This window comes from Sphingosinicella sp. BN140058, from assembly GCF_004135585.1.
Lineage (GTDB): Bacteria > Pseudomonadota > Alphaproteobacteria > Sphingomonadales > Sphingomonadaceae > Allosphingosinicella.
In genome coordinates this window covers 4,640,934-4,665,729 of sequence record NZ_CP035501.1, presented here as the reverse complement: position 1 = coordinate 4,665,729, position 24,796 = coordinate 4,640,934, and the positions used below count along the sequence as shown (strand labels likewise).

Below are 24,796 nucleotides of genomic sequence, written 5' to 3'. Positions count from 1 at the left end.
GATCAAGGCATTTTTTGCATAACAACCGTTCAGGAGTGCAGAATGCTCCTTACATAGCGATGCAATGTTGCATTATGTTGCACGGGTTCGCACTAGCGGCCTGGGCCGTTTTCTTGGTTGGGAATGGCGAACGTGAGCAACGCCGCAGCCGCCAGGGACGCGCCGGCAAGCGCAAGCGTCAGGATGGCCTCGCCGCCGAACATCCAGCGCACCAGGAAGCCGAGGGACGCTGCGGCGACCAGTTGCGGCAGCACCAGGAAAATGTTGTGGACGCCCATATAGACGCCCATCTTCCGGGGTGGCACCGCGTCGGCGAGCATCGCATAGGGCAGCGACAGGATCGACGCCCAGGCGCAGCCGATGCCGATCGCCGGAATCCACAACAGGCCGGGCACGTCGATCAGGACAAAGCCGGCGAAGCCGAGCGATCCGAGCAGCAGTGCGCAGCTGTGGGTGGCGCGACGCCCGATCACACGCGCCGCGCTGGGCAGGGCGAGCGCCACCAGCGCCGACACCGCATTATACTCCGCGGACAGCAGGCCGACCCAGTCGGCGCTTTCGCCGTACAAGGCCGATTGCGGATCGGTCGTGCCGTAATGCCGGGCAGCCACCGCCGGGATGACATAGACCCACAAAGCGAACATCCCGAACCAGGTGAAGAACTGGACGATGGCGAGACGCTGCAGCACCGCCGGCATGTGCAGGATGTCCTCGACGATCTCGATCATTCCGATCGAGCTTTGTCCCGCCCGCCGCAGCTGCACGGCGGCGATCTGAAGCAGCCCGAAGGCGATTGCGATGCCGGCGACGAGCTCGAGTTCGCGTCCCCAGCCGCTGCGCACCGCGCCGAAGCCGAGCAGGCACCCGCCGGCGATCCAAAGGGCGCCGCTCCGCTTCAAGGTGGCGGCGCCGGTCGAGCTCGGTATCGGATGATGGTGCGCAGCGTCCGGATCGTAGTCGAGGCATTCGGGCGGCCGCTCGCGTGTGGCGAAGACGGTCCACCCGACCGTCGCCAACAGGGCCGCCGCACCGATCGCGAACGACATCCGCACCGACAAGGGCAATCGGCCGGGTTCGGCCTGGCCGCTCAGACCGAACCAGTGGGTGAGCATCCAGGGCAAGGCCGCCGCGAAGACCGCGCCGAGACCGATGAAGAAGACTTGGGCGGCGAAGCCCGTCGTCCGCTGCGCCTGGGGCAGGTTGTCGGCGACGAGCGCCCGGAACGGTTCCATGGCGACGTTGATCGACGCGGTGAGCAGCCACAGAATGAAAGTGGCGATGATCAGGCTGTCGGCATTCGGCATGGCGATTAGCGCCGCCGCGGTCAGCACTGCGCCGGCGAGGATATAGGGGCGCCGACGGCCGAGCGGTCCCCAGCTATGGTCGCTCAGATAGCCGATCACCGGCTGCACCAGCAGCCCCGTAATCGGTGCCGCGATCCAGAGAATGGCGAGTTCGTCGACCCGCGCGCCGAGCGTCTGCAGGATTCGGCTGGTGTTGACGTTCTGCAGCCCCCAGACGACCTGGACACCGAAGAGACCGCAGCACATGTTCAGGATCTGACCGCGGCTCAGCGGCGTCCTGATTGCCTGCGCCGCTTCGCTTTTCTCCCCCGACCCTTGCAATGCCTGCCTCTCGATGTGCAATTGACGTCCGTGACGGGCCGCTTCCGAACTGGGTAACATGGGCACCAATAGCAGCAACAGCACCACGCTCCAGGATCTCGCGACTCTTGCCGGGGTTTCGCCGTCGACGGTGTCGCGCGCGCTCAACGATCATGCGCTGATCAGCACCCGCACCAAGCAACGCATCTGGGCGCTCGCCCGCGAGCACAATTACCCGTTCAAGCAGAGCATGCCGCACGCGCCGATCGGCGCCGAAGGCTCGATCGTCATCGTCACGCCGCACATGCGGGCTGCGCCGCTGCCCCTCTCCCACCCTTTCTTTCTCGAACTGCTCGCCGGCATCGGCGAAGCGGCGCGCGCCCGGGACTGCGACCTCACCGTCAGCCACACCGCGCCGGTCAGCTACGAGGATCTGGTGCTGACCACCACCACCAGCCGCGCGGACGGCGTGATCTTTCTCGGCCAGAGCATGCTGCACGACGGCTTCAACAAGCTCGTCGACACCAATGCGCGCTTCGTCGTCTGGGGCGCACAGATGCCGGGCCAGCGTTACTGCTCGATCGGCTCCGACAACCGCCTCGGCGGCCGCCGGGCCACCCTCCATCTGGCGCGGCTCGGGCGCAAGCGGATCGCATTTCTGGGCGGCAGCGATCCCGAGGCGCAGCAGCGTCGCCGCGGTTATCTCGACGGCCTCAAGGAGAGCGGCCTGGACGAGGATCCGATGCTTCTTCTGCCTGTCGAGTTCGAACTCGAATCCGCCGACGCCGCGCTCAGCGGGCTGCTGCAGCGCGGCGACCGGATCGACGGGGTCGTCGCCGCCAGCGATCTGATCGCGCTCGGCGCCATTCGTGCGCTCCGCCGCGCGGGCCGCGCAGTGCCGCGAGACGTGTCGGTGATCGGGTTCGACGACATGCTGTTCAGCCGCCTCAGCACGCCCACCCTCACCACCATCCGCCAGGACACGCAGGAAGCCGGCCGCCTGCTGGTCGCGCAAGTGCTCGATCCGAGCGCCCAGCCCCAGTCCAAGCGCCTGCCCACCGAACTGATCGTTCGCGAATCCTGCGGCGGCTGAGCGGGGGGGCACGCTTGACCCGAGATCACTCCGCTCGATCGCCGATCAGCACCGCTTGATCTCCGGTCAGCACAGTGGATTCCCAAGCGGCACCGTTCGGGCTGAGCTTGTCGAAGCTGCTCTCTTCTCGGGCGAGGATCGTGCAAACAGGGCTTCGATCGGCTCAACCCCTACGAACTTGGCAGATTGCTCTGTCAAGTGCTTGGCCGCCTTCTCATCATCAAAGCGCCTGCGTTCCGGCTCCGTAATGTTTGCGGCCTAGGCGCCACACTGGCCCACAATCGCCATTCCTGCTTCGGAACCGCTTCGTGGCGCCCGCAATCCCGGGTAGAGTCGGATCATGTCCTGGCGATGCACATTTGGGCTCCACCAGCCTTACCTCACCTCGGTGACGCGCAAGGGCGCGGGATTGCGGGCCCTGTGCGAGGGCTGCGCGACTCCGCTCGAGCGCAGCGAGTCGGGGCGCTGGAGCCCGGCCGCGCCGCTCGCCACCCGGTAGCGGTCGAGCCGCCGGACGATGTCCGGCGGCTCTCCTGATCAGGCCGCGTCGACCAGCACGATCTCGCTGTCCTCGAGAGCGGTCACGGTGATTGTCTCGAGCTTCTCGATCGCGGCACCGTCGCGGGCATTCACGCGGACTCCATTCACTTCGATCGCACCGATCGCCGGCACCAGATAGGCGCGTCGCTCGGCACCGATCCGGTACTGCGTCGTCTCGCCCGCCTTGAGCGTCGCGCCGACGACCTTGGCGTCGGTGCGGATCGGCAGCGCGTCCTTGTCGTCCGAATAACCGCTCGCGAGGGTGACGAACTGTCCGGCGCGATCGTCCTTCGGAAACGGCTTGGCGCCCCAGGCCGGCTGCTCGCCGTTGCGGGTCGGGATGATCCAGATCTGGAAGATCTGCGTTTCCTCGGCTTCCAGATTATATTCCGAATGGGTGACGCCGGTGCCCGCGCTCATCACCTGAACATCGCCCGCTTCGGTGCGGCCGACATTGCCGAGGCTGTCCTTGTGGGTGATCGCCCCTTTGCGAACATAGGTGATGATCTCCATGTCGCGGTGCGGATGCGGCGGAAAGCCCGTGTTCGGCGCGATCGTGTCGTCGTTCCAGACGCGCAGATTGCCCCATTGGACCCGCTTTGGATCATGATAATTGGCGAACGAAAAATGGTGCTTGGCGTCGAGCCAGCCGTGGTTGTCGCCGCCGAGCGTGCTGAATGGGCGCAATTCGATCATCGTAGGTCTCCTTCGCTGTCCGGTAGCGGCCTGCGGCCTTGTCCGGGCGGGCTCTCTCTCCCGCGTCTCGATGACGCTGATATGGACCTTGCCCGCTCTCCTGTTCAGTGGGATAAAGTCGCTTCCATCGTTCGAGAAAGTTGAATGGCAAGTCCTGGAACACCCACGTTCGACCAATTGCGCCTGTTTCTTGCGGTGGTCGAGACCGGCAGTTTCGGCGGCGCCGGGCGCAAGCTCAACCGCGCCGTCTCGGTGGTGAGCTACGGCATCGCCAATCTGGAAGCCCAGCTCGGCCTCACCTTGTTCGACCGCGAAGGCACCCGCAAGCCGCAGCTGACCGTCGCCGGCCAGGCGGTGCTCGCCGAAGCCCGCACCATCGCCGGCGGCGTCGACAGCCTGCGCGCCAAGGTCAAGGGACTGCTGGAGGGGCTCGAAGCCGAGGTCAGCCTCGCCGTCGACGTAATGCTGCCGACGGCGCGGCTCGGCTCGGTGCTGCGCGCCTTCCGCACCGCCTTTCCGACCGTGGCGCTGCGCCTGCACGTCGAAGCGCTGGGCGCCGTCACCGCGCTCGTCCTCGACGGCCGTGCCGGGCTCGGCCTCAGCGGCCCGCTCGCCACCGATGTCGACGGAATCGAAAGGATCGCGGCCGGATCGGTGCAGATGGTCCCGGTTGCCGCACCCGATCATCCGCTCGCGCGCATTCATCCGCTGCCCCCAGGCGCAGCGCGCGATCACATCCAGCTCGTCCTCACCGATCGTTCTCCGATCAGCGCCGGCCGCGATTTCGCGGTGCAGAGTCCACGCACCTGGCGGCTCGCCGATCTCGGCGCCAAGCATGCCTTGCTGCGGGAGGGGATCGGCTGGGGCAACATGCCGTTGCCGATGATCGAGGCGGATTTGGTCGAGGGCAGCCTGGTCCGGCTGATGATGCCCGACGATCCCGGCGGCACCTACCGCTTTTGCGCCATCCATCGCCGGGACGCGCCGCCCGGCCCTGCTTTGTCGTGGCTGCTCGAGCGCTTCGTGGAAAGCGGCGCGGAAGACGTGGCGACACCCGGCACCGCCGACCTCTGAAACGCAAACGAGCCGGAGCTGCGGCTCCGGCTCGCCCGCTCTTGCGCGTTTGTCAGCGCCGCGCGTCGAGGCTGAAGCGCCCGGCCCCGAACGCGGCCACTTGCAGCAGGCCGCCGGCCATGGCGACGTTCTTGAAGAAGTGGATGAACTGGTTCTGGTCGGCGAAGTCGGCGTGGAACGCCAGCGCCGTCACCAGCGAAAAGCCCGCCAAGGCGGCCGCGACCAGGCGGGTGCGGTAGCCGGCGATGAGCAACAGACCGCCGACGAGCTCGACGAAAACGGCGCCGGCCAGTGCGAGCGTCGGAAAGGGCAGTCCGGCCGACGCGATATAGCCGATCGTGGGATCTGGCGCGGTGAGCTTGGAGATGCCGCTGAGCACGAAGATCGCGGCGAGCCCGATCCGGCCTGCAAGCGGCAGAATCGCACCGGCGATGGTGCCGGCGGGTGCAACGCTCGAGGCGGCGGTGGGATGGAGAGTGGCGGTGGTGAGCATGGACGTTCTCCTGTCGAAAACGCTGCGCGCGCTGCGTCGGCGCTCGAAGGGAATTTAGCCGTGGCAGCTCTCCGGAGGAGTGGAATAAGATCGCACGATCCGTTCGACTTTCTCGAAGTCTCAGGATCGTTCGCCCGCACGCTGTTCATGGAGCGCGGCATCGGCCGCGCTCCATGGCAGTTCGGGATCAGCCGCGGATGAAGGCGAGCAGATCGGCGTTGATGATGTCGGCATTGATCACGAACATGCCGTGCGACAGCCCCGGATAGGTCTTCAGCGTGCCGTTCTTGACCAGCTTGATCGCCTTGTGCGCGGAATCCGCGATCGGGACGATCTGGTCATCCTCGCCATGGAGGATCAGCACCGGCACATCGATCGCCTTGAGGTCGTCGGTGAAATCGGTCTCGGAGAAGGCTTTGATGCAGTCATAATGGGCCTTGAGGCCGCCCATCATGCCCTGCCGCCACCAATTGTCGACGACGCCCTGGACGGCCGTCGCGCCGGGACGGTTGAAGCCGTAGAACGGACCGCTGGCGACCTCGCGGTAGAATTGCGCCCGGTTGGTTGCGACCGCAGTGCGGAAGCCGTCGAACACTTCGATCGGCAATCCTTCGGGATTGGCATCGGTCTTGGCCATGATCGGCGGCACGGCGCTGATCAGCACCGCCTTCGCAACCCGGCCCTCGCCGTGCTGCGCCACGTAGCGTGCAACTTCGCCGCCGCCGGTCGAATGGCCGATATGAACGGCATCCCGCAGATCCAGCGCCGCCGTCAGGGCGGCGACGTCGGCAGCATAAGTGTCCATCTCGTTGCCGGTCTCGGTTTCCGTCGAGCGGCCGTGACCACGGCGATCGTGCGCGATCACTCGGAAGCCCTCGCCGAGGAAGAACAGCAATTGATTGTCCCAATCGTCGGCGCTGAGCGGCCAGCCGTGATGGAAGACGATCGGCTGCGCGTCCTTCGGGCCCCAGTCCTTGTAGAAGATTTCGGTCCCGTCCTGCGTGGTGATGAAAGGCATGTTGGTCTCCACTGATCGCTCAGACTCGCGAACCGTCTCGCGCGCCTTGCCGCGCCGATATCCCCCGCCGCGTCCGTGACAATACCCGTTCGGGTGGTCGCGGCTGCGGCAGCATTCGTCCCGCCATGGTGCAGCGCTTGAGACAAGCAGTCCGAAACCGGTTACAGGGACGGAACGAAAACGTTGATCGGACACGAGCCCGGTGCTTATGGTCGCTTCGGAGAGGATGCCTTGGGCACGAATTGGCTTGGGAGCCGAATGTGACTGAGGCTTGTAGAGTGACGCCGGCACCGATCCGGGTGCTGGTCGTCGACGACGACGCGGCGGTGCGCGGGGACATCGTCGCAGCGCTGGCGCGCCACGACGACATGGTGGTGATCGGTGAGGCTGCCGATGGCGATGACGCAATCACCAAGGTCGCCCGCCACCGGCCCGACATTGCCTTGCTGGATCCGCGTGCCGGAGTGCTCGAGTCGATCAGGCAGCTCCGCGCCGACGCTCCGTCGGTACAGATCGTCCTGCTCGCCGCTCCGGGCGACCCGCTGGCGCTGCAGGCACGTGCCGCCGGCGCGGCCGGCACCGTGCTGAAGGACCGGCTCCGCAAGGATCTTCCGGCGACGATCCGCGCGGTCCATGGCGGCCGCCGCGCGATCGTTGCCGAAATCGCGCTTCAACGTGCCGGTGCGGCCGAGGAGGAACGGCTGAGCGAGCGCGAGATCCGGATCCTCAGCCTGGTGGCGGAGGGCCAGGCCAACAAGCAGATCGCCTGGCAACTTGCGCTGTCGATCGACACGATCAAGGCGCATTTGAAGACGATCTTCGCCAAGCTGGACGTCGCCGATCGCACTCACGCGGTGGTGACCGCGGCACGCCGCGGCTTCCTCCGCATCTAGGAGGGCGATCGAACATGCGCTGCGATCCCGGGCAATCCACGCCTTCCGGATACGATCGTCCTGCGCCCGCGCGGCCGACCTTGTCCCCGATCGGGGCATCGGAACGGACGGATCCGCTTGCCCCAAAATTGCTTATTGTTCACAAGCAACCGCAAATACCGCCTTTCGACTACTGTGAAGATAGCCCTATCGCCTTACATCTAAAAGCCTTGGCCCGCCGCAGGCACCGCGTGCTCACGCCGGCCGATCGCACCTCGCCCTCGGCGGGATCATTGCCGCGCGAGTATGCCTGTTGAGCGAAGCACCTGCCGTTTACATCGTCGAAGATGATTCCTCCGTCGCGAAATCGATGATGATCATGCTTGAGCTCACCGGTTTTGCACCCATTCTCTTCGAAACCGCCGACGATCTGTTGTCGCAGATCGGCCAAGTCGCGCCGGGCTGCCTGGTCATCGATCTCAATCTTCCGGGTACGGACGGCCTCTCCGCGCTTCGCGAACTTCGGCGACGCGGAGTGACATGGCCGGTCCTGATGATGACCGGCGCCCGCGCTGGCGAGATCGAGGGTGAGGCAATCGGGCTCGGCGCATCCGCGGTTCTCGAAAAGCCATTCTCGACTGAGTTGTTCCTCGCCGAGGTCCGGCGCGCGCTCGGAGCGGCAATCCTGGCGGTGTGACGGCGCGTCACGGTCGTTGCGCCGCGTCCGCCGCGAGACTAAGCATCTGGAGATTGGGGGATCCGCCATGCTCCAGCCGCAATTCGCCACTGCCGAAATGGGGTCGGATTTCTACCGGCTGGGCTACGTCGTGGCGCCGCTGCTGACGCCTCGAGAAGTCGCCGAGACGCGGGGCGCACTCGCCGCCGCGATGCAGAGCCACGAAATGTCCGGCCGGTCCGAAGATGATCTTCGGCAAGGCCATATCAGCTACTACAACGACAACGGCGCCTATCAGGAAGACGTTGCGGCGCTGGTCCGTGCCGCTCTGGCGCCGGCGCTACCGCGGATCGTCTCCGGCTATCGGGTCTCCGCCGGAGGCGCCTTCGTCAAGCCTCCCGGCGGCGGCGAGATGGGTGTCCATTGCGATTACCGTGCGACCAACGATCCGGACGCGGTAACCTTTACCATCTGGTGCGCCCTCGATGATGCCGACGAGGAGAATGGCGCCCTCTGCATGCTGCCGGGGAGTCACAAGGTCGAGGGACAGATCATCGGGCCGGGCGTGTCGCCCTATTTCGAAGCCTATCCTGATCGCATCAAGCCGAGGTCGCGCCCGGTACCGGTTCGCGCCGGCGAGGCGCTGCTGTTCCAGACCGGCATGATTCACTGGTCGCTGCCCAACCACAGCGACCGGCCGCGCCCGGCCATTCACGCGATCGCTCTCCCCGAACAGGCACCGCACGTCATCTACATGCCACGCGGGGACGCCCCGCCGACCAGCTTCGAGATTCTCGATCTCAGCCGGCTTCTCGCATTCCACCCCGGTGTCCACCCGCCGAGCCTCGGCCACATCGAGCATCGCAACCTGCCGCTCGGCTGGGGCGCGCTCGAGACGCTGGTGGACGAAGCGACGGGGCGGCCCGCACCGGCGGCCTCCCCGGGTCTGCTGGCCCGCTCCCGGACGTTCCTGCGCCGAACGCTCGGTGGAACGCCGGCCTGACTGGATCGAGACTCGCCCGACGAGATCGGCTAAACGTTCGGGGCGAACCGCCTGTGACTTGCTGCTGGAGGTCAGGATGAAGCCCATCGCATTTGCCGTCGCAACCCTGCTGTCCGTGACTGCGGTCGTTGCCTCTGCCCATCATGGCTGGAGTTCCTACGACGAGACCAAGCCGATTACCCTCACCGGATCCCTCAAGGACGTCTCCTGGAGCAATCCCCACGGCACCGCCCGGATGCGCTGGCAGGGACAGGATTGGGACGTCGTGCTCGCGCCAGTCGCCCGGATGGAGTCGCGCGGTCTCAGCAATGCGATGCTCTCCGGTGGAAAGAAGGTGACGATCACCGGCTATGCCCGCCGCGACGGTATCCGCGAGCTCCGGCTCGAACGGATCCGGGTCGGGGACCGGATGGTCGAGCTGCGCTGAGGCGTGAACGGGGCACTGGGCGCTCTCGCCGCCTTTGCCGAAGCGAGCGGCTTCGGACCCTGGGCGCGTTCCTCGCCAGCGGTCTACCCGCTCGCCAACATCGTTCATCTGCTCGGCCTAAGCATGCTGGTTGGTGGCATCGGCATCCTGGATCTGAGGATCATCGGTCTCTGGCGCACACTTCCGCTGCCTGCCCTGGCCCGCGCGCTGACTCCGGTGGCGATTGCCGGCCTGCTATTGCTGGCGGCGAGCGGCACCATCTTGTTCGCCGCGGACGGAAGGGCGCTCGCAACCTCCTTCATGTTTCGACTGAAGCTGCTGCTGATCGCGACCGCACTCGCCAATGCTGTGCTGTTCCGCTGGAGCTGGCGGGATCTGGCCGCGGCGCCGTCCTGGCCGATGCGCCTGCTGGCCACGGCGTCGTTGCTTCTCTGGCTTGCCGTTGGCAGCGCCGGCCGGATGATCGCCTATAGCTGAAACCGACCGCCGCAGGCGCGCTTACGGCGATTTCGTTTCGGCGCCGGTTCGGCCCGTTTTGGCGCCAATAGGCCTGAGCTCCGCCTGCGGACGTGATACAGAGGGGCCGCGGGCCCAAGGCACCGCAGCGATCCGGCAGACCGAGAGGGGTCACGCCGGATTGACGAAAACAAAAGGGGAGACGCATGCGTACCACTCGTTCCTTTACGTCGGCGTTGCTCTACGGCATCGCCCCACTCGCCGCCACCGCACCGGCCGCCGCGCAGCAGGCGGCGGTGCCGGAGTCGCCACAAACGGAAGGGGCCGACACCGCTGGCATCGCCGACACGTCCGCGGATCAGGACGAGATCGTCATCGTCGGCACCGCCGGCGCTGGCACCCGCCGTCAGGACGCCGCCTTCGCGGTGACCACGTTGAGCAATGCGGCGATCGAACAGGCTGCGCCTAACAGCACCGCCGATCTGCTGCGAACGGTTCCTGGCGTGAGCGCGGAAAGCTCCGGCGGCCAGAACGGCGCCAACATCTTCGTTCGCGGCTATCCTTCCGGCGGCGATGCGCAATTCGTGACCTTCCAGCTCAACGGCGTACCGATCTTCCCGCCTCCGACCCTGTCCTTTCTCGAAAACTCGCAGCTGGTTCGGCTCGACGAGACGGTGCAGCGGGTGGAGGCTGTGCGGGGCGGCACGGGCTCGCTCTTTTCGAGCGGGCAGCCCGGCCTGACCGTCAATGTCGTCCAGCGCGAGGGCAGCGACACGCTTCACGGCCTCGGCAAGATCTCCTACACCGATTATGACGAGCTGCGCGGCGACGCCTTCATTTCCGGGCCGATCAACGACGACACCTATTTCATGGTCGGCGGCTTCTATGCGCGCGGCCACGGCCTTCGCGACCCCGGCTTCCGTGCCGAGGATGGCGGCCAGCTCACCGCCAATCTCCGCCACGATTTCGGCAACCGCGGCTCGGTGCTGATCTACGCGCGCTACCTCAACGATCACGGCCAATGGCTGCTGCCGATCCCGATCATCCAGAATGGCGACGACATCAGCGAGTATCCGGGATTCGATGCCGGCACCGGTGCGCTCGCCGGACCGGATACCCGTATCACAACCAACAATGTCGGGCGCACGCTGGACCTTGCGGAGGGCCGCGGCGCCAACGTCGGCAACATCGGCGTGACCTTCGATTACGAGTTGGTCGACAATCTTCGCCTGCGCGAGCGGATGAGCTGGCTCGGCGGAAGCGCGGATACGGTCGGGCTGGTGCCGGTCGATCCTCCGTCGAGCGCGGCAGCGATGGCCGTCACGCTCGGCGGCCCTGGCGCGACCGTCGGCAGCCTGAGCTTCGCCTCGGGCGGCGGCTCCACTCTTCCGGCCGGTCAGCAGGTGATGCGTGCAGGCGCCTGGGAAGTGCGCAAGGAGATCCAGTCCTTCGTCAACGATCTCGCGCTCGAGCTCAAGACCGGCGGCAACATCCTCACCGCGGGCTTCTACTATGCCGATTTCGATACCCGCGATCGCTGGGCGCTCGGCAACCAGATGCTGCTGACGGCGGAGGAGAATGCGCGCCGGCTGAACCTGGTGCTTGGCGACGGCCGATTGGCGACCCGTGACGGATTCACCTCGGGCGCGACGTTCGCCGTGAATGCATATTATACCGGCACCGACTACGCCTTCTACGCGGTCGACGAGTTCCAGATTACCGATCAGCTGCGAATCGACGCGGGTGCCCGCTGGCAGCGCCACGTCGTCGACGGCCGCATCGAAAACCTGACCACCAACGTGGACACCGACGGCAATCCGGCGACCCTGTTCAACAACGGCACCTCGGTGCTGAACGGCAGCTTCCGCACCGTCGATTTCAGCAAGTCCCGCTGGTCGTGGACCGCGGGCGCGAACTTCGATTTCACCGACCGGATCGGGGTCTTCGCCCGGTACAGCAAGGGCCGCAGCTTTCCGCAGTTCGACAATCTTCGGGACAATCTCACCATTACCGCGACCGTCGACACGTACGAGGCCGGGCTCAAGCTCTCCATGCCGTGGCTGAACCTCTACGCCACTCTGTTCCACAACAAGTTCCGCGGGCTCGCCAGCACCCAGATCATCGGCAACCAGCTGGTGGAGTCGATCGGCGGCGCCAAGGCGAACGGAGTCGAGCTCGAAGGGGTGGTTCGTCCCTTCCCCGGCTTCTCCCTGAGCGCTTCGGGAACCTGGCTCGACGCCACCTACCAGGATTTCTTCACGGCCGGCGGCACGATCGACAACAGCGGCAACCGCGTCCAGCGGCAGCCGCGCTGGCGCTGGCGGGTAACGCCTTCCTACGAGGTGGATCTCGGCAGCATCAAGCCGGCGCTGTTCGCCACGCTCGAATATCTCGGCGATCGCTTTTCCGATCCGCAGAACCAGCAATTGCTGCCGCATTTCTACCAGCTCGACGCCGGCGTCTCCGTCGATCTCAACGATCGGCTGCGGCTGCAGGTGACCGGCAACAATCTCACCAACGAGATCGGCCTCACCGAAGGCAATCCGCGGCTGATCGGCTCGCAAGGCAGCGGCCCCATCCTCGCCCGTCCGATCCTCGGCCGCTCCTTTCGTTTCAGCGTGGCGTACGAGTTCTGAGGAGGCGTTCGTGACGGAAACTCCCCTCCACGACTTCGTGGAGGGGCCGCGGGTGGCTCTTCCTTTCTTGGACAAGTTCGAGAGATGTGATCACCCCTCCCTTTACTGCCCTCCCAACAGATCCGGATAACGCTCCAGCAGCGCGCTCGCGACCCCATTGGTCCAGCCGAAGCCGTCCTGCAGCGGATATTCGCCGCCGCCGCCCGGGCGGCGCTCCTCGACATCATATTTCTCGAGCATCTTGCCGGTCTCGCCGTAGGTACGGGCAATCGTGTCCAGCCACCGCCTGGCGATGTCCCGGGCCAGCGTCGCCTCGCCGTTGCGCCTCAGGCCGTCGATCGCCACCCATTGCAGCGGCGCCCACCCGTTGGGCGTATCCCATTGCTGGCCGGTGCGGTGGGGTGTGGTCCGCAATCCGCCCGGTGCGAGCAGAACCCGCTTCACGGTGGCCGCCACGGCGCGCGATTGCTCCGGTGACGCGGCGCCGACGAACAGCGGGTAGAGCGTCGCAGCGGAGACGATCGTCGTCGGCCGCCGCGACCCGCGATCCCAATCGGCATAGCGGCCTTCCGCCGCAACCCACAGATACCTGTCCATCGCCGCCTTGCGGCGCGCTGCCAGCCGCTTAAACTCCTCGGTGCAGGCCCGGTCCCCCGCCGCGTCGCAGCGCCGCGCGATCCTTTCCTCCATCGCCAACAGCAGGCTGTTGAGATCGATCGGCACGATGTCGGTGGTTCTGACGCTCGCCAACGATGCCGGATCGGCGAGCCAGCGCGAGGAATAATCCCATCCGCTCTCGGCCCCGGCGCGCAGATGCCGGTACACGGTCGTGGCAGGGCGCCCCTCTGCGGCCGCCGCGGTGGCGACATCCTCCCGGTAGGATTCGTCGCGCGGTGTGTCGCGATCGTCCCAATAGCGGTTGAGCAGGCTGCCATCGGGCATCCGCACGACGCGCTGGCACACGCCGTCGAGATCGAGGCAGGCCGCACCGGCCATCCAGAACAGATGCTCGCGGCGGAGCGCCGCCAGCCGCCGCGCCGCGACCTGTGGATCCGCGTTGCCCGAAAGATCCAGCATCAGCGCGAAGAAGGGCGGCTGCGATCGGCTGAGATAATAGGTGCGCATGCCGTTGGGGATCCGGCCGTGCCGCTCGATCGCCGCGACGAAATCGTCGAGCATGGATTCGACCAGCGCCCCCTGCCCGTCGGCGGCAAGGCCGAGCATGGTGAAATAGCTGTCCCAATAATACATTTCGCGGAAGCGCCCGCCTGGCACGACATAGGGTGCCGGCATCGCCAGCGCGGAGCCGCCTGGCTGTGCCTCGCCCGGCTGCCGAACCAGCGTCGGCCACAATGCGCGGATGTGTCGGCGCAGGTCCTGCGGCTGGTGATCGTTGACGCCGGGCACGGTGAAGTTGGTCAGCACGAAGGCCCGCAGCGCCGCCGCTCCCGCGGGCCGCTCGCGTGCATAATCCGCCATGATCTCGGCCGGACTGCGCCGCGGCACGGCATCGACGAAGGTCTTGCCGTCCTCGAACACGCGCGCGCTCTGCACATCGCGGAACAAGGCGCCATACAGATCGGCCGGCGAACCCTGCGCCCACGCCAGGCCGGCCCAGCAGAGCGCGCAGGCGATGCCGAGCGTGGCCCGCCAGTAGGAACCCTTCATCTCACCTCCGCCGACGACGTGATTCTCATGCATGCATGGATACCGCCGGCCGCGGCAATCTGCACGTCTCCGGCGGGACCGCCCTGCTCCGAAACGGACCGGTCCGAGAGTCACCGCCGCACGCAAGCGGCGGAATCGCGCCACCACCGGGGAGAGCGGCCCCGGACTACCGTCGAAACAGATTGAACTCCGCACGCAAAGCAGCCCGCGCCGAAACGGCACGGGCTGCTCTGCGTCGGCGCCTGGAATGACGCATCGACGAGGGGATCTGATTGGCAGCGCCTTAGAAGGACAGGCTCAGCGAGGTCGAGATGGTCCGGCCATTGTTGGCGCGGCCCCAACCGATGCCGTTGGCGGGCACGGTGGCCTGCGAGATCTCGTAATAGCCAAGTGTGTTGAACAGATTGTTCGCGTTCACGCTCAATTGCACCCGCTCGGTCGGGTGAAACTGGACGAAGGCATTCACCACGGTGAAGCCGGGCATACGCAGCTGGTCGGTATCCTGAGCATAGCTGCTCGTCACCGTCACGGAGCTGGCGCCGAACGTCGCATAGCGGGTGCTCACCTGCGGCATCAGCTGGAACGTCCATTCCGGCTGGTGGCGCGGCTCGAGCCCGGTCACCGCAGCATTGAGGAAGTCCTTGGTGATCTTCGCCTTGGTGTAGGTCGCCCCGGCATTCAGGCTGAACGGACCTCGGCGGAAGCTCCCCTCGAACTCCGCGCCGTAGGCGCGGTAGAGACGCGACGTGCCGAGCCCCGAGCCGGACTGGATGTTGTCGTCTTCCGATTTGGCGTGGAAGCCGGTGAGATTGAGCGCCAGCCCGTTCTGACGGAACTTAACGCCGCCCTCCAGCTGCTTGACCGTATCATAGGCGTTGGACGAATCCGGCAGGTCGCCGCTGTTGTAGTCGATCGCCGAGGTGAACAGGATCTTGTCCGCGTTGGCGCGCGCGCCGCGGCTGTAGCGCGCGAAGATCGCCAGCGGCTCGGCGATGCGATAGTTGATGCCCGCCGAATAGCTGAGGTAGCCATAGTCGTAATTGACCGGCGACGGCTGGGTGAGCGGCAGGATCGCGGTGCGGGATTCCGCCACCGAGATCACCCCATCCCGATTGAAGTCGACCGACGTGATACCCGGGCGACCGCCGCCCAGGTCTGCACCATAGACCTGGCCGTTGACGCTGCCGATGTCGTAGCGGACGCTGCCGCCGATCGCGATCTTGCCGAAGCGATAGTTGATCGAGCCGTAGGGCGCGGTGATGTCGTAATCGACGTTGAATGCACGATGGAGCAGGCTGAGCCCCTGGATCGAGAAGGCCGAATAGCCGTTCTGCGTGACCTTGGTGCCCGCTGCATTGACCACGTCGACCAGCGACGCCTTGCCGCCACCGATCACGTCCTGGATTGCGGTCGAGTACAACCAGTCCATGTCGATGGTCTGCATCGACTTGTAGAGGCCCGCAGTCACGGTCAGATCGCCCGCGCCGAGCTTCCAGACGCGGTTGGCGCGCAGATCGTTGGTGAAGTTGTCGAGCGCGTGCAGCTTGACCTTGGCGAGATAGACGCTCGCCAGCAGGCCGTTGCCGTTGAGCCCGGCCAGGTCGGTGATCGCTTGGCCGGAATTGGGGCCGCCGGCATAGCGCAATGTGGCGCCGGCACCCCCGGTCGCCGCAGCAATCGTCGCCGCAGGCGCGATGCTGCCCGGGACGAGGCGGTAGAGATCGCCCGAATTCGCCGAATAGCGGGCGCGCTCGGTGACCGACCATCCAGCGATTTCGAACTGCGCCTCGAGGCCGACCGACTTCGACTTCGCATGCATGCCGGCGTGGAAATTCTCGGCGACCGGCTGGTTGTCGCGGTCGAGGGAGAGGAAGGTCCCGATGTTGCTGGAAAGCAGCGAATCCTTCTTCGGATCGAAATTGGCGATCTTCTTGAAGTCCGGATCCTTGTCGGTGCCAGTGATCATCACCGGTGCGGGCACATATTGCGGCGAGCGGTCGTCGAGCAGCTTGCCGTAGAGCCGGACGAAACCGCTTTCGAACTGGCGGGTGACGTTGAACTTCACCTGGCCGCCGCGATAGCCGTTATAGCCGATGTCGCGTGGACCCTCGCCGCTGCGATAGAAACCGCCGACGTGGAAGCGCAACGTTTCGCTCAGCTTGGTGCCATATTCGAAATCGATGCGCTTCTCGCCGTAATCAAGTCCCGTGGTCGCCTCGACGGTGCCGCCCTCGGCATCGCCGGTCTTCGAGATCAGGTTAATCACGCCGCCGGGCGAGTTGGAGGCGAAGGTGGAGGCGGAGCCGCCGCGGATCGCTTCGATCGCCGCGAGGTTCAGGTCTGCGCGGATGAAAACGTCCGATCCGGCATTGAAGACGTCGCCGAATTCCAGCACCGGAAGGCCGTCTTCCTCGATCTGCAGATATTTGGATCCACCCGAGGCGAGCGGCAAACCGCGGATCGTGTAGTTGGAATTGCCTTCGCCGGACGACGCTTCGACGCGAATGCCGGGCAAGGTCCGCAGGATCTCGGCGAGCGACCGCGCGCCGAGCTTGTTGATTTCGGCGGACTTGAGCGAGCTGGTCGAAATGGCGCTGTCGAGAATGTCGCGCCCCTTGGCGACACCGGTCGAGAATACCTCTTCTTTCGCCTTGCCGGAGGCCGCACCCTTGGTGTCCTCCTGCGCCGCGTCGGCCGACACGGCTGCCGTCTCGCCGCCGGATGCGGCGGAGGCGCTCGCCGCATGCGCGGCATAAGCAGGCATCGCAAGCGCCAGCGGCGCAGCGGTAAGGAAGAGGATACCCCGTTTCATGATCAAATACGCTCCCGGACAAAAACTGTGTCCGGCTATTCATAGGAACGACCCGCCCGGCGCGAACGAAGCACCGACGGGATTTCTCGGCCGATCGTCTGCAGACTTCGGCTCTGCTCTCGTGAAATCGATGCTGCCTCCGTAATCGAGCGGAGGCAGTGATCGGGGTTTTATTAACCAGAAGTTGTTCGGCTCGAAGTGAGTTCTTTCAATCTCTGTGGACGAACACGTTTTGATCAACCACTGTCTTTATAGCCCCAAATGCTGATACCAGTTCGTTTCTGCTATGTTTTTCCGGCGCTGGCGGCGGTCAGCCAGACAGCATCCGCGAACCTGGAGACAAGGCGAGAGCGTCGATGCGCCGCCCGCGATCATCCTCGCCGGGCGGCAATCATCGCGCATTCCCCCCGCGTGGTCAGGCACGGCGTCCGAATGACGGCGGGCGCTCGGCCTTGGCGGCACCGAAGTGCGAGGGCTTGGGTCCCATCTCGAAGACCAGCTCTCCGCCCTTGATGATGTCGGCATGGGCGATCCAGTTGCGGCGCCACGAGCGGCCGTTCCAGCGGATCGACTGCACGTAAGGCCGGTCGGGTGCGTTGCCGGGCGCTCTGACCGTCAGCCGCCTGCCGCCGCCAAGATCCACCTCGGCCTCGTCGAACAAGGGCGATCCGAACACGTAGAGGGCGCTCACCGGATCTACGGGGTAGAGGCCGAGCGCGCTCCAGATGAACCAGGCACTCATCTGACCGCAATCGTCATTGCCGATCACCCCGTCGGGATCGTCCTTGTACATCTCCGTCAGCAGGCGGCGCACCATCGCCTGCGTCTTCCAGGGTGCCCCGCAATAGGCATAGAGATAGGGTGCGTGCTGATCGGGCTCGTTGCCGTGTGCATATTGGCCGACCAGGCCGGAAATGTCGGGCGGGGCGTTCGCCGGCAGGGTCGAGGGCCCATTGAAGAAGCCGTCGAGCTTCTTCTCGAACTTGGCGTCGCCGCCGAGATGGTCGATCAGGCCGTAAATGTCGTGCTGGTTGAGGAAGGTCGCCTGCCAGCCATTTGCCTCGGTATAATCGCGCCACCAGGGTTTCGGCATATGGCCGATCTGGATCGGATCGTAGGGCGCCCACCATTTACCGTCCGCGAACTTGGGACGTGCGAAGCCGATCTTCGCGTCGATCACGTTGCGGTAGTTGAGGCTGCGCTTGCGCAGTGCGGCGGCATCGTCATGCGCCCCCGCGGCTTCGGCGAGAACCGCCATCGCCCAGTCGTCATAGGCATATTCCTGGGTCCGGCTGACCGATTCCCACACCTTGTCGGCCGGAATGTAGCCGAGATCGTAATAGAAGCCGCGACCGAGCGAGCTGTCGCTGTCCTTGAAATCGCGGTCGAAGGCACGCCGACGGATGTTCGGCCATGCCGCGGCATAATCGGCCTCGATGCCCTTTGCCCTCGCCTCGGCGAGGACGACCACCGAATGCCAGGCGGTCATCGTGCCGGTCTCGACGCCCTGCAGCGGCCACACCGGCGGACCGTAAGGGCTTTGCTCCGTCTGGCGGATGAGGTCGCGGGTGAACATCGCCGCCTGCTCGGGGCGGACCAGCGTCATCAGCGGATGCAGCGCGCGGTACGTGTCCCAGAGCGAATAGGTGCTGAACGCCGGCGAACCGGCCGGTGCCTGGTGCACCGCGCGATCGAGGCCGACGTAGCGGCCGTCGCGATCGGTGAACAAGGTCGGCGCCAGGAAGGCATGGTAGAGCGCGCTCGCCATGATGGTTTGCTGCGCCTCGGTGCCAGCCTTCACCCGCACGCAATCCAGCGTTCGCGCCCAGATGCCACGCGCGGCGTTGCAGGCCGCGTCGAAATCCCAACCGGGCGCTTCGGCCGCGAGCGCTGCCTTGGCGCCAGCAAGGTCGATCGCCGAAATCCCGGTCTTGATCAGGATCGGGTCGCCGCCCGCATCGTCGAAGAACAGGGCGACCTTAAGCTTGTTGCCGGTGACAGCCTTCGCACCTGCCGGCGCCGGAGCGTTGCCGTCCCCGAAGAACTGCACCCGGCTCGGCCGCCGCGACAGCTGCATCGCGAAATGGATCTGCCGTCCCTTGGCCCAGCGATGGGTCCGGCGGCTGCCGGTCAGCATGCCGTCCGCGTCGATCGCAAGCGACGCCTGGTCGATGATCGTGCCCTTGTCCCATACGTCAAGGATCATGTGGGCGAAGTCGATCAGGATGTGGCCCGGCCCGGTAGGAAAGCGATAGCGGTGGAGACCGGTTCGCTCGGTAACGGTCAGCTCGGCGAGCACGCCCGATTCCAGCCGCACCCGATAATAGCCCGGCTCCGCATGTTCGTCGGAGAAACGCTGGCGATAGCCCTTGTCCGGGCCGTCGAGCGGGCCCGGATCAAGCTCCAGTTTGCCCCGGGTCGGTACCACCAGCACGTCGAGCATGTCGCCGATGCCGGTGCCCGAGAGATGGGTGTGGGAGAAGCCCATGATAGAGCCGTCGGTGCGGTGATAGCCCGAACAGGCATCCCAGCGCGCATTGTCCGTGTCGGGGCCGAGCTGGACCATGCCGAACGGCAGGGACGGCCCGGGAAAGGTATGACCATGGCCGCCGGTGCCGACGAACAGATCGGGCTTTGCGGCCGCCGGCGCCTGCGCGAAGGCGGCGCCCGGCGCGGCCGCGCCGAGCAAGGCCATGCCGCTGCCGGAAAGGAGCTGGCGGCGGGTCGTCTTCATATCTGCCTCCGGGCGTTCAGTAGCGGGCCGCGAGCAGGGCCGGCCTGCGGCGCTCGAGATCGAGGATGAGATCGCCGAACAGGCCGTTTGCCCAGGCGAACCACGAGCGGGTGAACTTGGTCGGATCGTCCTTGTGGAAGCTCTCGTGCATGAAGCCGGTGCCGCCGTGGGTCGTCTTGAGCCATGTGAGGCATTGACGGATCAGCGCATCGTCGTCGCTGAGCAGGGCGCGGGTGATGATCGACATGGGCCAGATCAGGTCCATGCCGGCATGCGGTCCGCCAATCCCTTCCGCGGCGCTGCCGCGGAAGAAATAGGCATTGCGCGGACTCCAGGCGAGCGCCGCCGTGCGGCGGTACAGCGGATCGTTGCGCTCCGCCGACCCGAGCAGCGGCAGCGCCGACAGGCTCGGCACGTTGGCATCGTCCATGAACAGCGCGTTGCCGAAGCCGTCCACTTCGAACGCCCAGACCTCGCCGCCCTGGCCGTCCGTCATCTTGCCATGCGCATCGAGCGCGGCGCGCACCTCGGCCGCGAACGCCTCGCAGGCTGCCGCGCCGGCGCTATCGCCCCGCGCCTCGCGCAGCACCACCGCGAGCATGCGCAGCGCCGACACGGCGAACAGATTGGAGGGGATCAGGAACGGGAACACGCAGGCATCGTCGGACGGGCGAAAGCCGGAGTGGATAAGGCCCACCTTGCGCGTCGGCGCGCCATACCCGCCAAGCATCAGCGTCTCGGTCGAAGACGTATCGCGGCGCTGGAAGCGATAGGGCCCCGGTCCTTCGATACGCTGCTGCTCCCGCAGGGTCGCCACTGCTTTCGCCATGCCCTCCGCCCAGAGCGCATCGAACGGCGCCTTGTCGCGGGTCGCCGTCCAATAAGCATGCGCCAGCCGCATCGGGTAACAGAGCGAATCGATCTCCCACTTCCGCTCGGCGACGCCCGGCTTCATCTCGGTCAGATCGTTGCGCGCCCCTAGATTGGATTTGGCCGCCGGATCCTTCATGAAGGCGTTGGCGTAAGGATCGATCAAGATGCAGCGCGCCTGGCGCTGCAAGGCGCCGTGGAAGACGCGCCGAAGACCGGCATCCTTGGGCGTCAGGTGAACATAGGTCTGGAGCTGCGCCGAGCTGTCGCGCAGCCACATCGCATCGATGTCGCCCGTGATCACGAAGGTGTCCGGTTTGCCGTCGACCTCGTCCAGCTGGACGGTGGTGTCGAGCGTGTTCGGATAGCAATTCTCGAACAGCCAGGCGAGTTCGGGATCGGCGATCTTCGCCTTCACCCGCCTGATCTCGGCCTCCACGACCGGGCTGCTGAAGCCGCGCTTGGCGACAGGCGGACGATGGCTTTCGAAGCGCGTGGCCGCCGCGGCGGCAGCGCCGGCCGGGAGCATGGCGGCGAGCGCGACGGTACCGGCTCCGGACATCAGGTCGCGGCGGTTGAGCTCCATGGCAATCAATCCTTCTCTTGATCGGTACGAGGTCACCGCGTGGCCGGTGCGCTCATCGAGAACGGCGCGGCGGCTTTGCCGCTCGCCCATTTCGTGTTCGGCTTCGGTCCCATCACGAAGCGCAGCGTCCCGCCCTGCTGCAACTGCTCGCGCGAGAACCATGTTTTTTCGTGCGGGCGCCCGTTGAGGGTCACGGACTGGATGTAGATATTCTCCGGGCTGTTATTCTGCGCCTCGATGGTGAGGATCTTGCCGCTCGGCATCGTCATCCGCACAGTGCGGAAGAGCGGGCTGCCGATCGCATATTGCCCGACCGCCGGCGTGACCGGATAGAATCCGAGCGCCGAGAAGACGTACCAGGCCGATGTCTGGCCATTATCCTCGTCGCCCGGATAACCGTCCGGGGTCGCCGCGTAGAGCTTCTTCATCACGTCGCGCACGTGATATTGCGTCTTCCACGGCGCGCCCGCCCAGTCGTAGAGATAGATCATGTGCTGGATCGGCTGGTTGCCATGGGCATATTGGCCCATGTCGACGATCTGCATCTCGCGAATCTCGTGGATCACCTGGCCGTAATAACTTTCGTCGAACAGCGGCGGCGTGGTGAAGATCGAATCCAGCCGATCCACGAACGCCTTGTCGCCGCCCATCAAATCGGCAAGGCCCTGCACGTCCTGCATCACCGACCAGCTGTAGTGGAGCGAATTGCCCTCGGTGAAGGCATCGCCCCACTTCAGCGGGTTGAACGGCGTCGCCCAGGATCCGTCCTGGTTCCGGCCGCGCATCCAGCCGGACTGGCTGTCGTAGAGCTTGCGGTAATTCTGCGCCTGCGCGGCATATTTCTTCGCGTCCTCGGTCTTGCCGAGCGCGGCGGCGAGGCGCGACAGCGAGAAGTCGGCCGTCGCATATTCGAGCGTCCGCGCGGCATTCTCGTTGATGCCGACGTCGTAGGGAACGTAGCCGAGGCGGTTGTAATATTCGACGCCTTCGCGGCCGACGGCGTTCACCACCCTGCCCCGCTCGTCGGTCGGCCGTCCTTCCGACGTGGTCGCATTCTTGACCATCGCTTCGTAGAGCGTCTCGACGTCGAAGCCGCGGACGCCGTTCAGATAGGCGTCGGCGATGATGTTCGCCGAATTGGAACCGATCATCACGTTGCGGTGGCCGGGGCTTGCCCATTCCGGCAGCCAGCCCGATTCCTTGTAGGTGTTGGCGAGGCCCTGCATGATCTGGCCGTCGAGCTCGGGATAGGCCAGGGCGAAGAATGGGAAGACCGAGCGCCAGGTGTCCCAGAAGCCGTTGTCCGTGAACATCGGGCCCGGATGCACCTTTCCGTCATAGGGGCTGTAGTGCACCATCCGGCCCTGCGCGTCGGTTTCGTGGAACATGCGCGGGAACAGCAGCATGCGGTACAGCGCCGAATAGAAGGTGCGGCGGTTGTCCTGGTCGGGATCGCTGACCTGGATGCGCTGGAATTCGGTTTCCCACGCCTGCTTGGCCTTTGCCTCGGTCTGGGCATAGCTGTCTCGGCCGATTTCCTGCGCCAGGTTGCGCTCGGCCTGTTCGAGACTGATGAACGACGACGCGACCTTGACGCCGATCTGCTCGCCCTTCTTCGTCTTGAAGCTGACCGCGGCGCCGACATGACCGCCTTCCGACTTCAGATCGTCGCGCAGCTGCCAATTCTGGTCCCAGGTGCGGGTGACGGTGAAATCGTGGTCGAATTCCAGCACGAAATAATTGTGGAAGTTGGCTGGCACGCCGCCGCTATTGTTGCGCGCATAGCCGGTGATCCGCCGCCGCGCCGGATCGATGTTGACCATCGAGCCTTCGTTATAGGCGTCGAGGACGATGTGGGCGTCGTCGCTTTCCGGAAAGGTGAAGCGGAACTGCGCAGCGCGGTTGGTCGGCGCCACTTCCGCGGTTACGTCGTGATCGGCGAGGTAGACCTTGTATTTGTAGGGCCGGCTCTCCTCCGCCTTGTGGCTGTACCAGGACGCGCGCTCGTCCTGGCGGATGCGCACCGGCCCGGTCACCGCCATCAGCTCGAAGGCGGCATAATCGTTCATCCAGGGGCTCGCCTGGTGGGTCTGCTTGATGCCGCTGATCTTGGTGTCGTCATAGGTATAGCCCCAGCCATTGCCCATCTTGCCGGTCACCGGAGTCCAGAAGTTCATGCCCCAGGGCACGGCGACGGCCGGATAGGTGTTGCCGTAGGACAGAGCGTAATTGCTGTCGGTGCCCATCAGCGGGTTGGCGAGATCGACCAAAGCTTCGCTCTTCGCACGGCCGCCGCCGCCCTGCGCCTCTCCGGCCCCCGGCATTGCGATGCAGAGGGCGATCAGCGCGGTCGAAGCACCCCGGAAAACTCTGTCCAAGCCGTTCCTCAAAGTCCCTCTCCCTGCTTCACTTGCCGTTCGGGCGGGCGGCGGCGGCGATCGGCCGCGGCGCGACGCCTTCGTTGGTCATCACGATCGGACGGATCGTGCCGTCCGCGTTGAAGTGCATCCTGTCGATCGCGACCTGGCGATGCTCGCCGCGGTCCGTATCGAGCGGCCGGCGATGATAGGCGATGTACCATTCGTCGGTGCCGGGCACGTTCACCACCGAATGGTGGCCTGCCCCGCGCGCGATCCGGAAGTCCTGCGCCAGGATCTTGCCCATCGGCTTGAACGGTCCGGTCGGGCTCGGACCCATCGCGTAGGCGACGCTGTAATCGGGTCCGGTCCAGCCGCCCTCCGACCACATCAGGTAATAGGTGCCGCCGCGCTCGATCACGAACGAGCCTTCGACATAGCCGGGCGGCGTGATCTCCTTATACGTCGTGCCGTCGGGGAACGGCACCACCGATGTGAGGTCGGGGCTCAGGCGCACGACGTTGCAATGCTTCCAGCCGCCATAATAAAGATAGACCTGCCCGTCCTTGTCGCGGAATGCGAACGGATCGATCGGCTGTGCGCCGTTGTGGAAGGCGTCGATCAACGGCTTGCCGAGCGCATCCTTAAAGGGGCCGGCGGGCGTGTCGCTGACCGCGAGGCCGATCCCGCCGAGCTCCTTGTCGCTCTGGATGTCGTTGGCGCTGAAGAACATGTAGTAGCGCCCGTTAGCGGCAATCACCGAAGGCGCCCAGATCGCGTACGCCGCCCAGTCGGCATTCTCGACGTCGAAGACGTGCGAATGCTTCGACCAGTGGACAAGGTCGGGCGAGGAGAAGGCGTTGAAGAAGGTCTGTTTGCCGTAGGAGGGGCGAACCGTCTTGCGCTTGCGCGCCTCGGTCTGCGCGGGCGTGAAGTGCTTGGTGACGTCGGGCGCCCCGTAATCGTCGGAATAGGTCGGGTAGATCCAGTAACGGCCGTCGAAGACCCGTATCTCGGGATCCGCATACCAGCCCGGAACGATCGGGTTGGCCGCGCTTGCAGTGCCGGCACCGCCGAGCGAGGCGGCGAGAATGAGCGCCGCATGCGCGGATCGTCGAAACATCAGCCGTGCTCCCGTTTGAATCATAACATCATGCCCCGCTTCTAACCGCCCCTGGCAA

General features: G+C 65.6%; 20 protein-coding genes. 10 read left to right on the top strand and 10 right to left on the bottom strand.

The window, feature by feature from the left end:
• Positions 1-92: 92 nt before the first annotated feature.
• Positions 93-1,685, bottom strand: coding sequence for an MFS transporter (locus ETR14_RS21055; protein ID WP_243455614.1), 1,593 nt, complete (start codon positions 1,683-1,685; stop codon positions 93-95).
• Between ETR14_RS21055 and ETR14_RS21050 the strand changes: the two genes are divergently transcribed.
• On the top strand, positions 1,684-2,697 hold the full coding sequence (locus ETR14_RS21050) for a LacI family DNA-binding transcriptional regulator (RefSeq protein ID WP_129388529.1): 1,014 nt from the start codon (positions 1,684-1,686) through the stop codon (positions 2,695-2,697). The genes ETR14_RS21055 and ETR14_RS21050 overlap by 2 nt on opposite strands.
• Before the next feature lie 340 nt (positions 2,698-3,037).
• Entirely contained in the window at positions 3,038-3,196 is a 159-nt protein-coding gene (locus ETR14_RS28545; protein WP_165356557.1) for a hypothetical protein, read from the top strand.
• A gap of 38 nt (positions 3,197-3,234) precedes the next feature.
• Here the strand turns inward: ETR14_RS28545 and ETR14_RS21045 are convergent, their stop codons facing one another.
• Complete coding sequence (locus tag ETR14_RS21045; protein WP_129388526.1) at positions 3,235-3,933, bottom strand: pirin family protein; 699 nt, start codon at positions 3,931-3,933, stop codon at positions 3,235-3,237.
• Positions 3,934-4,077: 144 nt separating this feature from the next.
• Between ETR14_RS21045 and ETR14_RS21040 the strand changes: the two genes are divergently transcribed.
• Positions 4,078-5,007, top strand: a complete 930-nt coding sequence (locus tag ETR14_RS21040) for a LysR family transcriptional regulator (protein ID WP_129388523.1) — start codon at positions 4,078-4,080, stop codon at positions 5,005-5,007.
• A gap of 52 nt (positions 5,008-5,059) precedes the next feature.
• Here ETR14_RS21040 and ETR14_RS21035 read toward each other — a convergent pair whose 3' ends face one another.
• Positions 5,060-5,500, bottom strand: coding sequence for a DoxX family protein (locus ETR14_RS21035; RefSeq protein ID WP_129388520.1), 441 nt, complete (start codon positions 5,498-5,500; stop codon positions 5,060-5,062).
• A gap of 60 nt (positions 5,501-5,560) precedes the next feature.
• Here ETR14_RS21035 and ETR14_RS28540 point away from each other — a divergent pair, with 60 nt between their 5' ends.
• Positions 5,561-5,701: a hypothetical protein gene (locus ETR14_RS28540; protein WP_165356556.1), complete on the top strand. Its 141-nt coding sequence runs from the start codon at positions 5,561-5,563 to the stop codon at positions 5,699-5,701.
• On the opposite strand, the gene ETR14_RS21030 is transcribed toward ETR14_RS28540, so the two are convergent.
• Positions 5,688-6,518, bottom strand: coding sequence for an alpha/beta fold hydrolase (locus tag ETR14_RS21030; RefSeq protein ID WP_129388517.1), 831 nt, complete (start codon positions 6,516-6,518; stop codon positions 5,688-5,690). The genes ETR14_RS28540 and ETR14_RS21030 overlap by 14 nt on opposite strands.
• Positions 6,519-6,778: 260 nt before the next feature.
• On the opposite strand from ETR14_RS21030, the gene ETR14_RS21025 reads away from it, so the two are divergent.
• From ETR14_RS21025 to ETR14_RS21000, 6 genes are all read left to right on the top strand, one after another.
• Positions 6,779-7,411, top strand: coding sequence for a response regulator transcription factor (locus ETR14_RS21025; protein ID WP_243455613.1), 633 nt, complete (start codon positions 6,779-6,781; stop codon positions 7,409-7,411).
• Positions 7,412-7,703: 292 nt separating this feature from the next.
• Positions 7,704-8,087: a response regulator transcription factor gene (locus tag ETR14_RS21020; protein ID WP_165356555.1), complete on the top strand. Its 384-nt coding sequence runs from the start codon at positions 7,704-7,706 to the stop codon at positions 8,085-8,087.
• Positions 8,088-8,154: 67 nt separating this feature from the next.
• On the top strand, positions 8,155-9,069 hold the full coding sequence (locus tag ETR14_RS21015; RefSeq protein WP_129388510.1) for a phytanoyl-CoA dioxygenase family protein: 915 nt from the start codon (positions 8,155-8,157) through the stop codon (positions 9,067-9,069).
• A 76-nt stretch (positions 9,070-9,145) separates the two neighbouring features.
• The gene (locus ETR14_RS21010) at positions 9,146-9,496 is read left to right on the top strand and encodes a DUF6152 family protein (protein ID WP_129388507.1); all 351 of its coding nucleotides are present in this window, start codon (positions 9,146-9,148) and stop codon (positions 9,494-9,496) included.
• A gap of 3 nt (positions 9,497-9,499) precedes the next feature.
• Positions 9,500-9,973 carry a hypothetical protein gene (locus ETR14_RS21005; RefSeq protein WP_129388504.1) on the top strand — a complete coding sequence of 158 codons (474 nt, stop codon included), beginning with the start codon at positions 9,500-9,502 and terminating at the stop codon, positions 9,971-9,973.
• Between the two features lie 185 nt (positions 9,974-10,158).
• Positions 10,159-12,588 carry a TonB-dependent receptor gene (locus ETR14_RS21000; protein ID WP_129388502.1) on the top strand — a complete coding sequence of 810 codons (2,430 nt, stop codon included), beginning with the start codon at positions 10,159-10,161 and terminating at the stop codon, positions 12,586-12,588.
• 102 nt (positions 12,589-12,690) lie between these two features.
• On the opposite strand, the gene treF is transcribed toward ETR14_RS21000, so the two are convergent.
• The 6 genes from treF to ETR14_RS20970 form a co-directional block, all read right to left on the bottom strand.
• Entirely contained in the window at positions 12,691-14,256 is a 1,566-nt protein-coding gene (gene treF / locus ETR14_RS20995; RefSeq protein WP_129388499.1) for an alpha,alpha-trehalase TreF, read from the bottom strand.
• Between the two features lie 283 nt (positions 14,257-14,539).
• Positions 14,540-17,068 (bottom strand): TonB-dependent receptor domain-containing protein, encoded by a 2,529-nt coding sequence (locus tag ETR14_RS20990; RefSeq protein ID WP_129388495.1) that lies wholly within the window; start codon positions 17,066-17,068, stop codon positions 14,540-14,542.
• Between the two features lie 415 nt (positions 17,069-17,483).
• Positions 17,484-19,802 (bottom strand): GH92 family glycosyl hydrolase, encoded by a 2,319-nt coding sequence (locus tag ETR14_RS20985; protein WP_129388492.1) that lies wholly within the window; start codon positions 19,800-19,802, stop codon positions 17,484-17,486.
• A 16-nt stretch (positions 19,803-19,818) separates the two neighbouring features.
• Positions 19,819-21,258 (bottom strand): glycoside hydrolase family 125 protein, encoded by a 1,440-nt coding sequence (locus ETR14_RS20980; protein WP_129388489.1) that lies wholly within the window; start codon positions 21,256-21,258, stop codon positions 19,819-19,821.
• 32 nt (positions 21,259-21,290) lie between these two features.
• Complete coding sequence (locus ETR14_RS20975) at positions 21,291-23,582, bottom strand: GH92 family glycosyl hydrolase (RefSeq protein ID WP_129392202.1); 2,292 nt, start codon at positions 23,580-23,582, stop codon at positions 21,291-21,293.
• 82 nt (positions 23,583-23,664) lie between these two features.
• Positions 23,665-24,738 (bottom strand): glycoside hydrolase family 43 protein, encoded by a 1,074-nt coding sequence (locus ETR14_RS20970; RefSeq protein WP_129388486.1) that lies wholly within the window; start codon positions 24,736-24,738, stop codon positions 23,665-23,667.
• Positions 24,739-24,796 lie beyond the last annotated feature (58 nt).

Bases quoted from the DNA above. Each gene is read 5' to 3' on its own strand.
- ETR14_RS21040 (WP_129388523.1), top strand. From the start codon at position 4,078: ATGGCAAGTCCTGGAACACCCACGTTCGACCAATTGCGCCTGTTTCTT.
- ETR14_RS28545 (WP_165356557.1), top strand. From the start codon at position 3,038: ATGTCCTGGCGATGCACATTTGGGCTCCACCAGCCTTACCTCACCTCG.
- ETR14_RS21035 (WP_129388520.1), bottom strand. From the start codon at position 5,500: ATGCTCACCACCGCCACTCTCCATCCCACCGCCGCCTCGAGCGTTGCA.
- ETR14_RS20985 (WP_129388492.1), bottom strand. From the start codon at position 19,802: ATGAAGACGACCCGCCGCCAGCTCCTTTCCGGCAGCGGCATGGCCTTG.
- treF (WP_129388499.1), bottom strand. From the start codon at position 14,256: ATGAAGGGTTCCTACTGGCGGGCCACGCTCGGCATCGCCTGCGCGCTC.
- ETR14_RS21055 (WP_243455614.1), bottom strand. From the start codon at position 1,685: ATGTTACCCAGTTCGGAAGCGGCCCGTCACGGACGTCAATTGCACATC.
- ETR14_RS21010 (WP_129388507.1), top strand. From the start codon at position 9,146: ATGAAGCCCATCGCATTTGCCGTCGCAACCCTGCTGTCCGTGACTGCG.
- ETR14_RS21000 (WP_129388502.1), top strand. From the start codon at position 10,159: ATGCGTACCACTCGTTCCTTTACGTCGGCGTTGCTCTACGGCATCGCC.
- ETR14_RS21050 (WP_129388529.1), top strand. From the start codon at position 1,684: ATGGGCACCAATAGCAGCAACAGCACCACGCTCCAGGATCTCGCGACT.
- ETR14_RS20970 (WP_129388486.1), bottom strand. From the start codon at position 24,738: ATGTTTCGACGATCCGCGCATGCGGCGCTCATTCTCGCCGCCTCGCTC.
- ETR14_RS21045 (WP_129388526.1), bottom strand. From the start codon at position 3,933: ATGATCGAATTGCGCCCATTCAGCACGCTCGGCGGCGACAACCACGGC.
- ETR14_RS21015 (WP_129388510.1), top strand. From the start codon at position 8,155: ATGCTCCAGCCGCAATTCGCCACTGCCGAAATGGGGTCGGATTTCTAC.
- ETR14_RS20980 (WP_129388489.1), bottom strand. From the start codon at position 21,258: ATGGAGCTCAACCGCCGCGACCTGATGTCCGGAGCCGGTACCGTCGCG.
- ETR14_RS20975 (WP_129392202.1), bottom strand. From the start codon at position 23,582: ATGCCGGGGGCCGGAGAGGCGCAGGGCGGCGGCGGCCGTGCGAAGAGC.
- ETR14_RS20990 (WP_129388495.1), bottom strand. From the start codon at position 17,068: ATGAAACGGGGTATCCTCTTCCTTACCGCTGCGCCGCTGGCGCTTGCG.
- ETR14_RS21030 (WP_129388517.1), bottom strand. From the start codon at position 6,518: ATGCCTTTCATCACCACGCAGGACGGGACCGAAATCTTCTACAAGGAC.